The organism is Bacillus sp. 05T22, assembly GCF_056396765.1.
Window position 1 is genome coordinate 1 of record NZ_JBFTMC010000306.1, and the last position, 375, is coordinate 375.

The following is a 375-nucleotide window of genomic DNA, read 5'->3' on the forward strand; positions in this document are numbered from 1 at the left end:
CTTCACTGCGTCAGCGCGACACTTCTCTGAATCAGCAGCCCGAACGGGAGCGGGAACTGCGCATCGGTTATCAGAAATTTGGCAACCTCGGCATCCTGAAAGCGCGCCAGTCACTGGAACAGCAGCTGGCCGATAGAGGCGTCAGCGTGCTGTGGAGTGAGTTTCCTGCGGGTCCGCAGCTTCTGCATGCGCTGAGCCAACAGGAGATCGATTTCGGGACGACTGGTGAAGTTCCCCCCTTGTTTGCGCAGGCCAGCAACAGCCCGATGGTTTATGTTGCCTGGGAACCTGCCGCGCCGCAGAGCGTGGCACTGCTGGTACCGAACAGCAGCCCGGTTCAGCAGATTGGCGATCTCAGAGGAAAACGCATCGCCG

At 60.0% G+C, this 375-nt stretch carries 1 protein-coding gene; it reads left to right on the forward strand.

Annotation, left to right across the window (positions count from 1 at the left end):
* Nucleotides 1-375: type 2 periplasmic-binding domain-containing protein (locus AC1DIT_RS28605; protein WP_476998640.1), on the forward strand; the 375-nt coding region annotated here is incomplete at both ends.